This window comes from Bacillus timonensis (assembly GCF_004799755.1).
Lineage (GTDB): Bacteria > Bacillota > Bacilli > Bacillales > Bacillaceae_L > Ferdinandcohnia > Ferdinandcohnia timonensis_A.
The window spans coordinates 1-13306 of the sequence record NZ_SLUB01000051.1 but is presented as its reverse complement, the minus strand read 5'-3'; the positions used below and the strand labels follow the sequence as shown (position 1 = coordinate 13306).

The window sequence follows — 13306 nt, the reverse complement described above, 5'->3', positions numbered from 1 at the left end:
AACACCCCTTTAAACTCTTGGATTATAAATAAAGCTAATAACTAGTATTAATTTGATTTAGTAATTTGAATAAGTGGAAAGACCCCGACCGATGACATTTGCAGAAATAGGCTTTCTTCCGATTTCCCTTGCCCAAATGGATAATTGGCCGACATGGTGAATTTCATGGGCAATGATATGTCGCATAATTTCCCCCCAAGTATCCGTTACAATTTTTCCGTCAGGTAGAGTATCGTAAAATAAACGATTTTCCCTGGTTGCATCCCAGTTATTCACGAAACTTTCTACCTCAACATGTAGTTTTGCATCTAATTCTCGAATCTTAATTAAGCTATTATAATCATTGAAATTCTCTTGAAAGTCCGGTTTACCTTGTATAACACGTATCCAGCTCCATTCGACATCAACAATATGGAAGAGTGTATGCAATATACTCCCCACTCCACCTGTTCGAATTTGCAGAAGTTCCTCTTCACTTAATTCTTCACACCAACGATACCACTCTTCTCTTACCATCCAGTTATATCTAAAAAACATTTGCATGAAAGCACCCTCCCGATTCTAGAAAATTATTGAACTGTAAAAAAAACTATAAGAATATATATTCATAAATATTACCAATTCTACAAATGAAGGGTGATTTCCTCCTACATCTATCACTACTTTAATCAAAAAAGCCACACGGAATTAACCCGTGTGGCTTAAATTCGTAATCACTCAAAACCAGTCATATTTGTGTCTGGATTTGAACCAATTCTGTCATTTTTGTTGAGTGCACTTATATTTTCCATATCTTCTTGTGTAAGTTCAAAGTCAAAGACATCAGCATTTTCTTGGATTCGTTGTTCTTTAATCGACTTTGGAATCGTAACAACACCGTTTTGAAGATCCCAGCGTAAAATAACCTGTGCAACGGATTTATTGTATTTTTGGCTAATTTCTAAAAGAGTTGGATCATTTAGTAATTCTCCCCGTTTAAGTGGAGACCATGCTTCTAATTGAATTCCTTCTTTTTTACAGAATTCATGCAATTCTGTTTGCGTCAAATGTGGATGGTATTCAACTTGGTTTACCATTGGCTTAATCTCAGAATTTTTGATAAGGTTTTCAAGATGATGAACATGGAAATTACTTACGCCAATCGCGCGGACACGTCCATCCTTGTATAGCTTTTCAAGGGCATGCCATGTTTCAATATACTTGTCTTTTCCCGGCCAGTGGATAAGATATAAGTCTAAGTAGTCAAGACCTAGTTTTTGAAGGCTTGTTTCAAATGCTTGTAGTGTAGATTCATATCCTTGGTCACTGTTCCAAACCTTAGATGTAACAAACAACTCATCCCTATTAATACCGGACTCTCGAATTGCCTGGCCTACACCTTCTTCATTTTTATAGACAGCAGCCGTGTCTATACTTTTATAGCCGTGCTTGATTGCCCATTTTACAGAATCAATGACTTCTTGACCCTCTTGCACTTTAAAAACTCCTAGACCAAACCATGGCATTTTAACTCCATTATGTAGGGTCGTTGTATCTTGAAGACTTTTTACCATATGTATCCTCCTCGTAATTGAAAGATTTACCATTAATAGTTTCTCACACGATGAATAATATTTCAAATAAGAAAACATGTGCTTAAAAAAGCACATGTTCATGTTAATTACACTTCCCAGTATTGGCGTTCTTTACGATATTTGATAAAGTATACTGTTAATGTCAAAGTAACTGCGATCACTGCATAGCCAAGTAAAATGGCTAGCTTAAACATTCCGTTACCAATATCATTGAGTGTAATGAGTGATTTTAAACCTTCAATCGAATACGTGAACGGTAGATAGCTACTCAATGCCCTTAATCCATCAGGTAGCATTTCAATTGGTAAGTTTGCTCCTGTAGTTGATAGCTGTAATACAACAAATACAAGTGCCATAAAACGTCCAATATTCCCTCCTACCGCTGCCAGGAATAAGACAATAGCTGAAAAGACGATACTCGTTAGGATTGTAAAAATAATGAACCCAAAGAGATTTGACACACTTAGTTGTAAGATTAGCAACACGACAACTAATAAAAGAACCGCTTGAGCAAAAGCTAACGATGCAAGCTTTGCGAATTTTACTAAAAACCATGTCCTACCAGAAACATTTGCTGGTTTTTTCAAATCGATAAACAACGACATGATTAATATACCTACAAATAATGCTAGTGTAATGATATATGGTGCGGTTGAGTCACGATAATACTCGTATTCATTCACTTTTCCATTTGTGAGTTCAACGGGTGAAGAAAACATATCAATGTTCCTATCACCAGTGCTGATATTGCTCGTTTTTTCTTCTCCCTCTCTTAACCCGGTAGCTAGTTCTTCACTTCCTTCATTGATTTGTTTTGCTCCGTTATTCAATTCTGTAGTTCCTGTTGCTAATGTTTGCCAACCTTTCTTAACAGCCATATTCCCATCTGAGATTTGAGCGGCACCGTTATCTAAAATAGCAACACCATTTGTTAACTCAGTCCACCCACTTCTTACTTGTGAGTTCCCATCAGCAAGTTGTTTTGCACCTACTTCTAATTGAGTTGCTCCTGCCACCACTTGCTGCTGACCATCAACAAGTTTGCTTAACCCGGTGTGGAGTCGTCCAATCCCAGGTGAAATACTGTCCCGTAAGCCAACTGCTATTTGATCGGCTCCATCTGCTAAACCGACTGAAGATGCCGATAATTTATCTAAGCCTGTTGAAATTTTCTTAGCGCCATCGATGATTTGCTGATAATAGGGACCGACTCTAACTGTTGGATTAACCGTTCGATACTGTTCCAATCCATCGATTAATTCCTTCGCTCCCGCAGCGAGTTGCCGTGCTCCATCACGAACGGCAATCGTACCATCCGCTACTTTTTTACTACCTGGAACGAGTCGTCCATCAATTCCTGTTTGGAGGTCTTCACTCCCTTTTTTAGCCTGGACTAAACCATCAAATATCTGGTTTGTACCATCTTTTAACGTGACAGTACCTGCATGAAGCTCCTTTGAGCCATCTGAAAGCTTAGTGATATCTGCTGACTTCTCCTTGAGAGTATGCAATAGTAAGGCCGTTCCTGTTTTTAATTCTTGCGTGCCATCAGCTAACTTTGTAATATCACCCATTTTTGCTGTAACCGATGTGTTTAATTGTGTAGTTCCATTATGTAGCTGTGTTGTTCCATCAGCTAGCTGCCTTGAGCCATCTGCCGCTTTTTCGAATCCGTCAGCTACATCATCAAGACTGGCAAATACTTGTGAGGTATATTCAGCAGTGATTTTATTGGCCAGTTTTTCACGAATTTTTTCAATTGCACTATTGGTTACCTGTGAAGCCAAAAAGTTCAGGCCTTCGTTTTGAATATACTCTAACTCAAGTTTTGCCGGGTCAGGATCCATAACTGAAGTAACCCGCTGTGAAAAATCTTCTGGAATAACAATGACCATATAGTAATCATTCTTTTGAAGTCCTTTCATCGCTTCAGTGGAAGTAACAAAATCCCACCCTAAATCTTCACCCGCTTTAAGTTCGTCTACTAAATCAGCACCTACATTTACCGGTGCATCTCCTGACACTGCTCCAATGTCATTGTTTACGACGGCCACTGGCAAGTTGGATAAATAATCATAAGGCCCCCATGTCGCTGATAATAAGATGCCTGCATAAACAATGGGAACTAACAACGCAGCAATTACGGATACTAGAATTGCCTTATTTGTTTTCAGTTTTCCGATTTCACTAACAAACAATTGATACAATTTCATTGTTCCACCTCCAATTCAATTTACAAAAAACTGAACGACCATTCATTACCTCTATCTAATACTCATAATATTACGAATTATTAGTAATAAATAGTAAAAACTTGTTCATCATCCAAAATTACGAATTATGGAGTATAGAAGGGATACCAATGGTTGTAGTTCTCTTGAAGATAAAGGAGTAAATTGAATTTGAGAGTACTAGAACAAACATCCTACATTTTTTGCAAAAAAAAGAGAGGTTCATTCCCTCTCCAATTCTAGTTCCTATTTTGATTTTGGTTCAATATGATCATCCTCAAGGATGCCTTTTGTAGCCTTTTTAAATTCTCGAAGCGTTGTTCCTGCTGCCTTTCCGAGCTCAGGCAATTTTTTAGGTCCGAATACAAGCAGCGCAAAAAAGATAATTAATAATAATTCCCCGAAACCAAGGTTTCCCATGATCATTCCACCCTAAAACGAAATGTATTGCACCCTTATTTTATTCCTCTACTATTATTTTTTCAATTCAAATTTTTGGTTTTGCTACTTAAACCAGCCTTTTTCTTTTAACTGTGTGATTGCTTCAATACGATTCTTTACTTCAAGTTTGTCTAAAATAGTAGAAATATAATTTCGGACAGTGCCGGTTTTAATTCGTAGCTCGTCGGCAATTTCCTTCGTATTTTTCCCATCAGCAACAAGTTCCAATACTTCAAGTTCACGATCAGTTAACGGGTTTTCATCTGCATATAAATCATCCATTAATTCAGGAGCATATACACGTTTACCACTCATCACACTACGAATCGAATCAGCCAATTCGTCACTGGGGCTATCTTTTAAGAGGTAACCCTTCACACCTGCTTTTAGTGCTCGTTGAAAATATCCAGTACGGGCGAAGGTAGTTAAAATGATGACTTTACAGTCCGTTTTTTTCAACTCCTCAGCAGCTTCAAGTCCTGTTTTTAAAGGCATCTCAATGTCCATCATGCAAATATCTGGTTGAAGCTCCTTCACTAGCGAAATCGCTTCCTGCCCGTTATTAGCCATGCCCACGACTTCCATATCGTCCTCTAAATTTAAAAGCGAGCCTAATGCGCCGAGGACCATTCTTTGGTCTTCTGCAATTACGATTCGAATCATAAAAGTCCCTCCACTTCGACCTGTTTACGTACATTTGGAATGTGAATAATTAGTATCGTTCCATCATTCGTCCTTATTTCAAGGCTTCCATTTACAAATTCTAAACGTTCTCTCATTCCTTTTAATCCATGCCCATCGCTCACATCTTTATCTGGGATGAACCCAATCCCATTGTCCTTGATGACCAAGCGAATCTCTTCTTCAAACTGGGAAATTTCTATTGTACACCGAGTCGCTTTACTATGTTTCACCACATTGTTAATTGCTTCTTTTATTAACATGCTAATGATATTCTCGTAGAATAATGAGACATCCTTTAGTGATTCATCTTCCTTATATTCAAATTCAATTTCAGCTGCACGCAGTATTTCTTTTACACGTGCAATTTCTTCATGAATACGAATACCTCTCATTTGGGATACCATTTTTCGAACTTCATTTAATGCTGTCCTTGCAGTTTGCTGAACATCTATTAATTCATGTCTTGCCTTTTCTGGATCTTTTTGTATGAGCTTCCTTGCCAAATCACTTTTTAGACCAATCATGGAGAGCTTTTGTCCCAATGTATCATGTAGGTCACGTGCAATTCTTTGGCGTTCCTCTTGTTTTACCAGTTCGGCAATTCGTTTGTTAGCATCCTCAAGTTGTTCTTCTAACTTCTCTTGTTTCTTCTTATTATAAATATTAAATGGCAACAGAATAACGCTAATCCAGATAATAATGTTAAATGGCAATTGGGTCAAAAAAACCTCATCCTGTATAACGAGATTGTAATTGATCGAGAATGTTGTGGCTACAAGGTGTATGATGTATAACGTTAAAAAAGCAACCCGATTTTTAATATGTCCATTGTAATATGCAATATAGAAAGCAAAATAAATAAATGCAAAAAGAATCGACATGGTTAATGAAATACCAATTAAGATTGAGGTCCACAAATAAACTGGCCATGTTTTCGAGATAAAAGCAAATCGTAATGAAAGGAAAAAGATGACCGTTAAGATGAGTCCAGCGATAATTTCAGGTGTCGATGATGATTGAAAAATAAAATAAAACGGTAGTATACTCATGACTGCCCAAATATAAGGTGAGACCCCCGACCATCTTTGAAAAAGTGAATATTTCTTCATAGGATAGACCCTCATTTTTATTCGTGTTTTTTTCTGTATCATATCATATTAAGCTATAGGAAAACCCAGCTTATTTTTCTAAGCTGGGAATTTTGTTTACATTCTTTTGGTCTGCAACCATTTCTTTTATTTTACCATAGCCTACAAAAACTTTTTCATCTTCATCCCATAATCGGAATTTCAATGATTTTAAGCTTGTTTTTAACGTAATGGTTGGTACATGCTGAAGTGGAGCTGTTTGGTTGTGCACCTCTTCAAGCTTGTAATTCGGAACACGTGGGCTTAAGTGATGCACATGATGATAGCCAATATTCCCTGTTAACCACTGCAATGGTTTTGGAAGCTTATAAAACGAACTGCCTTCTACAGCTGCCTTAACATATTCCCAATTTTCATCTTCCTCAAAATAAGAATCTTCAAATGTATGCTGAACATAAAATAACCAGACACCTGCAATTCCAGATACCATAAAAATGGTTCCTTGTACAATTAAAAACGACTGCCAGCCGATTGCTACACATAAAATAGCCGCTAATCCTACGATTCCTACATTCGTTATATAGGTGTTGATACGTTCATTTTTTCTCGCTTTTCTTCTGTTAAAACGATTTTCAATTAAGAACACAAAAATTGGTCCTAAAATAAACATCACAAATGGATTACGGTAAATTCTGTAGCAAAGACGCTTCCAAGGGGTTGCTTCCATGTATTCTGCAACCGTCATTACCCAGATATCGCCCGTACCACGTTTATCTAAATTTGAGCTAGTGGCATGGTGGACGGAATGGTCATGTCCCCATTTACTATATGGAAATAATGTTAAGATCCCAGCGATGGTACCAATAACCTTATTTGCCTTCCGATTTTTAAAGAATGAGTGGTGACAACAGTCATGGAAAATGATAAAAATCCGAACAAGAAACCCTGCAGCAATCACACCAATTACAAATGTCAAGATATACGAAATGTTTAATGAATAATAGGCAAGTGCCCATAATCCAAGATATGGAACTAATGTGTTGAAAAGCTGAAAAAGACTAGCCTTAAAGTTTGACTTTTCATAGGGTGCAACTTGTTTTCGTAAACTTCGCTGATCTAATTTGTTCATATAATCGTTCCTTTCTTTTTTCTCGTTTCATATTTTTTAGTTTATTTTTAAGAATAATTAGGTATTGAGCTGACAAAATGTCAACAAGTTTTTCTACACTTTTAATGTTATAGGAGAAAAAAGATTTTCACTAGACATAGGTGTCATGTGATTTACATGATAAATGTCATATATCGTTGAGAAGATTTAAAATATACAAAAAATTATCATTCCAGATAGGCTAAAACCTGTTTTTTGTGCTATAATTAAAAAACAGAGTATTTAAACGAATGCTACAATGGAAATTTTTTCTAAAAGGAGGAAATCTATGTACAAATTAAAGGACAAAGAGAGGATTTTTATTTATACGGGTCCAGATGGTTCTGGCAGGAAAACATTAGGCAAAATGGTTGCAACTGCATTTGATATGCAAACCGTTCCCTCATTCACAACTCGAAGCCCCCGCCCTTTTGAAAACAACGGAGAAGATTACCACTTTGTTAATAAAGAAACCTTTCAACAAATGATGCAGCAAAATGAATTTCTCGAAAGTGTCGAGATTGATGGACATTTTTATGGAATACGTGAAATTGACATTGTAAAAATCTTTAAGAAGCATAAGGTGGTATACTTAACACTTAACCCAGAAGGGGCCGATCTCTTGAAGCAAATGTATGGAGATAAGGCGATCCGGATTTTTGTGTATGCTGACCGCGATACGGTACATGAACGTCAAAAGGAACGTGGGGATAGTGTTGAAGATATTGAAAGGCATTTGAACCATTATGATGAAACCATGGCCTATAAAACTTCCTGCGAGCACGTCTTCGAAAACTATGACCTACCTCAAGTCTCTTATCAGATTAGCGAATTGATTGAAACTTATCTTGATCGACAGTTAATAGCTGATGATTATTAATAAGTAAAGCCCCAAGCGGGATAACCTCTTGGGGCTTTACTATGATTATAGGCTATTAAATGCTTCTGTTAGTACAGGGACAACCTGTTTCTTACGAGAAACAACACCTTTTAATTCTGCTGTTTTGTTTTCGAGTGAAACATTAAATGCTTTTTCGACTGCAGTTGATTTCTCTCCTACTGCAAGGCCAACAGAGTCATTGTTCAAAATGTCAGTTATAACTAGTAAGAATAAATCAAGTCCGTTATCCTTGATTTGTTGATTCATTACTTCTTCAAGCTCGCTTTGTCTTGAAAGTACGTCCTGTGGGTCAACTACATTCACTTGAGCAATTTGAACTTTTTTTTCATTCATTGAGAATTCTTTTGAATCTAATGAAACCAATTGTTCTGCAGTCTTATCACTAACATTTGCACCAGCTTTTAACATTTCAAGACCATAGTTTTCAGCGTCTACACCTGCGATTTCTGCTAATTCACGTGCTGCTTGAACATCCTCGTCAGTACAAGTTGGTGATTTGAATAAAAGTGAGTCAGAGATGATCGCTGATAGCATTAAGCCAGCAACCTCTTTTTCGATTTCAACATTGTTTTCTTTGTATAGTTTGTTAATGATAGTCGCAGTACAACCAACTGGCTCTACACGGAAATACAATGGATCGCTTGTTTCGAAGTTGGCCACACGATGATGGTCGATAACTTCTTTGATTTTTACATTTTCTAGTCCGTCTGCACTTTGTTGTCGTTCGTTGTGGTCCACTAAAATAACAGACTGAACCTCATTTGCTACATTTTCCACTAAACGCGGTGCTTCAGCTTTAAAATAATTCAATGCGTATTGAGTTTCACTGTTTACTTCACCTAAGCGTACAGGCTCAACATCTAAACCTAGTTTCTTTTTTAGTTCTGCATATGCAATTGCTGAACAGATTGTATCAGTATCTGGATTCTTGTGACCAAAAACTAGTACTTTTTCCATTTTTGCATTACTCCTTATTGCTTAATATGTATGATGTACTCTCTCATTTTACACAAAGATTGGATTAGATTAAACAATTTTAGACATATTTACTCATTTTCATCTTCTAAATGTTCTTTACAAAAATTATTCACGGTTCGTTCTTCCTCTTCCTCAAGTTCAAAATCGAGTACTTTTTCAGTACCTCTTTCATAAAAATAATATTGGGCAATTCGTTCACCCTTCTGATCCACTGCATAAATCACTTTTAATTCAATTCCATTTTCAGAATATAACTCATCCTCTTCTGGAACTTCAATATCCAAAAAGAACTCATAGCGCTCACCTTCTAGGATTCCTGTTGGATCCTTTAACTTTTCAACTGAATAACCGGTAATATTCATTATTGCATTGCCACCCTTCTAATTGATTACAATCCGTACTTATTATACACATTCTATCCTGATCCGTGAAAAAGTTTCCGAACTTGAGACTAAAATTTTCAATACACTAAAAAAGGTATTCTAAATGTTTGGAACACCCATGTGAAACTTAAAAACTACAATGAAAACTTAGGGTATATCCATTTTTAACTTTGTTTATCCCGTTTTTAGCTCATAGGACATACCAATCTTAAATAGAATAATAATAATCCCACTAGCAAAGGAGTTGTCGTCGAATGGCAGTAATGAATAAAATGGCATTATTTTTTGTGGTTCTATACTCCGGCATCATCTTGATGAATACGTATTTAGGGGAAACGGAACGAGTTCAATCAAATGTCGTTATTTTTGTATTAAACGGATTTGCATATATTGTGTCTGCAATAGAAACGGAAAGAGAAAAACATGATCTTGTCGAAAATCGATCAACAGCATAAAAACGACCGCTTCGAGATAAAGCGGTCGTTTTTTTCACCATTATGGTGTGTTGTTTGCAACTTTCTTTCTGATATGTTCTGCAAATTCCACTAATAATTCAACTGAATTGATATCTGTTTCAAATAACGGGATATAAAATTTTTCTTGTGTTGGGAATTCTTTTTCAATTGTTCTGATATATTCTTCTTCATTTATCTTCCGTCTTTTCAAAAATTCTCCGTCAATATTTTCGGATAAAACTTTATTAATCAAAAGCGTATTGACCGATATATCGTGTATTCCAAGTAATTTTAACGAATTTGCTGTTTCAATGATCGGCAGACGTTCTGGATTAAGAATGAAAATAAATCCTGTAAGTTCGTTGTTTAAGATGATTTTCCTGACATCTGTAAAGCGCTGCTTTCGGCGTTGTAGCACTTTATAAATGGGATCATCAATCGGTTCTCCATCATTTAATAATTGTGTATAGGTTTCATTTCGCTTCTTTCTTCTCTCAAGCATTCCATCTATCCAAACACTCATTAACTCTGGTAATGTAAGTAGTCGAATTGTGTGTCCGGTAGGCGCCGTATCAAAAATAATCGTATCATAATATTTACCTTCGTCCAGGATGATAGAAACAATGCGATCAAATAGAGCAGCTTCTTCTGCGCCAGGAGATGAGCTGGCCGAATCGATTTGGCGATTTACCTCATCTTGCATATGTGAACTGACTACACCCTGTATGTTTTCTTTAACTGTTTTAATATATTTCCTTGATTCCAATTCTGGATCGATTTCGATTGCATCCAAGCCAGGATAGACCTCGAGTTCTTGGTTTTTTAATGACTTATGAAAAATATCACCTACATTATGGGCAGGATCAGTGGATACAAGCAACGTTTTTAGACCTTGCTTTGCATGTATTAGCGCTAATGCTGCAGCACTCGTGGACTTTCCTACACCACCCTTTCCACCTACAAATACTATTTTTTTATCTCCAATCATTTTGTTCCCTCCATTAACAACAACGAATTCCAGTAAGTGGAGATTTATCCATCCCCATTCGTAAATGCCATTCATGAAATTTTTCAAGCATATAAGGATAAAGCTCTAATGTGTAATAAAAGGCAGGGTTTGGTAGTCCAAGAGTTTCGGATAAACATAGAAGTAAAAAAAGGTCATCTTCATCCCTTAAATCCCTCGCTATTTCAGATCGATGATTAACTGAGAGAATTTCATCGTATAACTTAAGCATTTTTTTTAAAGCTTCTATTCCTTTCATATCATCACCTTCATTTCATAAAGAGAAAAAGGAAACCTGCTTGCGAAAGGTTCCTTTTTCATCAACTGTTTACAAATTTGAATCAAAATTTGGCGGGGCATCTTTTTTACTAAGTTCTCTAAAGGCTGTTAGTACAATCCAAACGGCAAAAATCAATATAATACTTCCAAGAATGAATAATAATAAATTTCCTTCCGCTGACCCTACTCCTGCCCAATCAAAAATAACCTGCTGAACCATTGCCCATACTGTCATGACGAGTAGGAATAGCATTGGGATAAGCGTAACTAAATAATTGCGGCCTAATCGCTTTAACCAAACCGAGATTAACATTAAACTAATCGCGGCTAAAAGTTGGTTAGATGTACCGAACAGAGGCCATAATACATATCCTCCTGAACCAAACCCGTTAGGACCCTTCGGTAAAAGTACCAATGCTGCACTCGTTACAACTGCAACTGTTGTGGCAACATGAGCTTTTTGTAAGGATGGAACTTTATATTCAGCACCTAACTCTGCAATAATATACCTCATTAGACGAACAGAAGAATCTAATGTTGTTGCAGCAAAGCTAACAACGATAATAGCAATAATCGTGGCTGCAATATCAGCTGGAATACCAATCCCTGTAGCTAGCTGAGCACCACCTGAAATAAAGTTTCCTAGTCCACCAGAATTCGCAGCAGCAAAACTACTGTAAGCTGCTTTAAAGTCACCCGCATTTGCGAATAATGTGACACAAGCAATAATCGAAATTAAAGCTAAAAATCCTTCACCTACCGCTCCAAAATACCCTACGAAGCGTGCATCAGTCTCTTTATCCAATTGCTTGGATGATGTCCCGGAGGAAACAAGTCCATGGAACCCAGAGATTGCACCACAAGCTATTGTGATAAACATGAGTGGCAACCATGATTTATCGGTCGCATCAGGATTCATCATTGGCGCTGTTATTTCAGGATTTAAAAATACTAGGCCTAAATACATAATGGCTAAACCAATTACGAGTTGATGTGAGTTAATATAATCTCTCGGTTGTAGTAATTTCCATACAGGCAGTGTTGAAGCAAAGTAGCAATAAACCATTAGGATAATAATCCAAACGAAGAAGGCCATTGACACACCGCTAAGCCCGAAAAGAGTAGTCGCATCCGCTCCGCCAAAATAGCTTACCAAATCTATTTGCAAAGCAGGCACTTTACTTGTAATAACAGCTGAACCATACATGATGATTAGTGACACAACGGATGGAAGTAACATACTGCCTTTTTTTCTATAGACTGCATATCCAATCCAAATGGCAAGGGGAATTTCGATAAATACGGGGATGACGCTTGCTGGAAATTTGATAAATAAATTGGAAATAACCCAGGCAAATACTGCGTTAACCATTAACACTAAAATCAGGATGATAAATAAAAACAAGATCTTTGCTTTTTTACCGATCAATTTATCTGCAAGTGTACCTACTGATTGACCTTTGTTTCTGACCGATAGGACAAGTGTACCAAAATCATGAACTCCTGCGGCAAATACAGTACCTAAAACAACCCATAATAACGCAGGTCCCCACCCCCAATAAACAGCAATAGCAGGTCCTACTATTGGTGCTGCACCTGCAACGGAGGTGAAATGATGCCCCCATAAAACATGTTTTTTTGTTGGGACGAAATCAACCCCATCACTAAATTCATGAGCAGGTGTAACAAAATTTGGGTCAAGACTAAAAATCTTTTCAGCAACAAATTTTGAATAATACCGGTAGCCTAAAACAAATACAATCGTTCCAAAAACAGCAATCCAAATTGCACTCAAGCTTTTCCCTCCCATACAATTTTTTGTAGTAGGTATTAATACTTCATGTACATTTTTATGTTAAATCTATCTTGTAAGCGTTGTCAATACCATTATCTAAAAGTTCTATATTTTCAAAAATCGACAATAAAAATTGTAATAAATGGTATTACGTTTTTACTAACTTTTTTAATTGGACATAAGAAATCCCGCAAGAATAGATTCTTGCGGGGTGTTGTTTGTATGTTTTGAAAACCCCTGGCTATGCCGGGGGTTCCATAGAGCTTATAGCGTGGTATTAAAAAAAAGCCTCACTTCGTGATAAGATATAGTTGGTTTCCCGACCACTACATCAAATATACGAA

At 36.8% G+C, this 13306-nt stretch carries 14 protein-coding genes; 2 read left to right on the top strand and 12 right to left on the bottom strand.

Annotated features, from left to right (window positions below; all coding sequences use genetic code 11):
- Positions 1-57: 57 nt before the first annotated feature.
- The 7 genes from E1I69_RS19540 to E1I69_RS19510 form a co-directional block, all read right to left on the bottom strand.
- Complete coding sequence (locus E1I69_RS19540) at positions 58-543, bottom strand: DinB family protein (RefSeq protein ID WP_136381242.1); 486 nt, start codon at positions 541-543, stop codon at positions 58-60.
- 170 nt (positions 544-713) lie between these two features.
- Complete coding sequence (locus tag E1I69_RS19535; protein ID WP_136381241.1) at positions 714-1553, bottom strand: aldo/keto reductase; 840 nt, start codon at positions 1551-1553, stop codon at positions 714-716.
- A 107-nt stretch (positions 1554-1660) separates the two neighbouring features.
- A complete protein-coding gene (locus E1I69_RS19530; RefSeq protein ID WP_136381240.1) occupies positions 1661-3787 on the bottom strand; it encodes a YhgE/Pip domain-containing protein in 2127 nt (708 codons plus the stop codon).
- A gap of 264 nt (positions 3788-4051) precedes the next feature.
- Complete coding sequence (tatA, locus tag E1I69_RS19525) at positions 4052-4225, bottom strand: twin-arginine translocase TatA/TatE family subunit (protein ID WP_207308580.1); 174 nt, start codon at positions 4223-4225, stop codon at positions 4052-4054.
- An 84-nt stretch (positions 4226-4309) separates the two neighbouring features.
- The gene (locus tag E1I69_RS19520; protein ID WP_136381238.1) at positions 4310-4909 is read right to left on the bottom strand and encodes a response regulator transcription factor; all 600 of its coding nucleotides are present in this window, start codon (positions 4907-4909) and stop codon (positions 4310-4312) included.
- Positions 4906-6039, bottom strand: coding sequence for a sensor histidine kinase (locus E1I69_RS19515; RefSeq protein ID WP_136381237.1), 1134 nt, complete (start codon positions 6037-6039; stop codon positions 4906-4908). The genes E1I69_RS19520 and E1I69_RS19515 overlap by 4 nt, the downstream gene beginning before the upstream one ends.
- Before the next feature lie 70 nt (positions 6040-6109).
- Positions 6110-7147, bottom strand: a complete 1038-nt coding sequence (locus tag E1I69_RS19510; RefSeq protein ID WP_136381236.1) for a fatty acid desaturase — start codon at positions 7145-7147, stop codon at positions 6110-6112.
- Between the two features lie 307 nt (positions 7148-7454).
- Here E1I69_RS19510 and E1I69_RS19505 point away from each other — a divergent pair, with 307 nt between their 5' ends.
- Positions 7455-8045, top strand: coding sequence for a guanylate kinase (locus E1I69_RS19505; RefSeq protein ID WP_136381235.1), 591 nt, complete (start codon positions 7455-7457; stop codon positions 8043-8045).
- A gap of 45 nt (positions 8046-8090) precedes the next feature.
- On the opposite strand, the gene E1I69_RS19500 is transcribed toward E1I69_RS19505, so the two are convergent.
- Positions 8091-9023, bottom strand: coding sequence for a manganese-dependent inorganic pyrophosphatase (locus tag E1I69_RS19500; RefSeq protein WP_136381234.1), 933 nt, complete (start codon positions 9021-9023; stop codon positions 8091-8093).
- 89 nt (positions 9024-9112) lie between these two features.
- On the bottom strand, positions 9113-9406 hold the full coding sequence (locus E1I69_RS19495) for a DUF6509 family protein (RefSeq protein ID WP_207308579.1): 294 nt from the start codon (positions 9404-9406) through the stop codon (positions 9113-9115).
- 275 nt (positions 9407-9681) lie between these two features.
- On the opposite strand from E1I69_RS19495, the gene E1I69_RS19490 reads away from it, so the two are divergent.
- Positions 9682-9882, top strand: coding sequence for a hypothetical protein (locus tag E1I69_RS19490; protein ID WP_136381232.1), 201 nt, complete (start codon positions 9682-9684; stop codon positions 9880-9882).
- A 40-nt stretch (positions 9883-9922) separates the two neighbouring features.
- Here the strand turns inward: E1I69_RS19490 and E1I69_RS19485 are convergent, their stop codons facing one another.
- The 3 genes from E1I69_RS19485 to E1I69_RS19475 all read right to left on the bottom strand — a co-directional run bounded on the left by E1I69_RS19485 (position 9923) and on the right by E1I69_RS19475 (position 12962).
- Positions 9923-10870 carry an ArsA family ATPase gene (locus tag E1I69_RS19485; protein ID WP_136381231.1) on the bottom strand — a complete coding sequence of 316 codons (948 nt, stop codon included), beginning with the start codon at positions 10868-10870 and terminating at the stop codon, positions 9923-9925.
- A 13-nt stretch (positions 10871-10883) separates the two neighbouring features.
- Positions 10884-11147: a cory-CC-star protein gene (locus tag E1I69_RS19480; protein WP_136381230.1), complete on the bottom strand. Its 264-nt coding sequence runs from the start codon at positions 11145-11147 to the stop codon at positions 10884-10886.
- A gap of 69 nt (positions 11148-11216) precedes the next feature.
- The gene (locus E1I69_RS19475; RefSeq protein ID WP_136381229.1) at positions 11217-12962 is read right to left on the bottom strand and encodes a carbon starvation CstA family protein; all 1746 of its coding nucleotides are present in this window, start codon (positions 12960-12962) and stop codon (positions 11217-11219) included.
- Positions 12963-13306 lie beyond the last annotated feature (344 nt).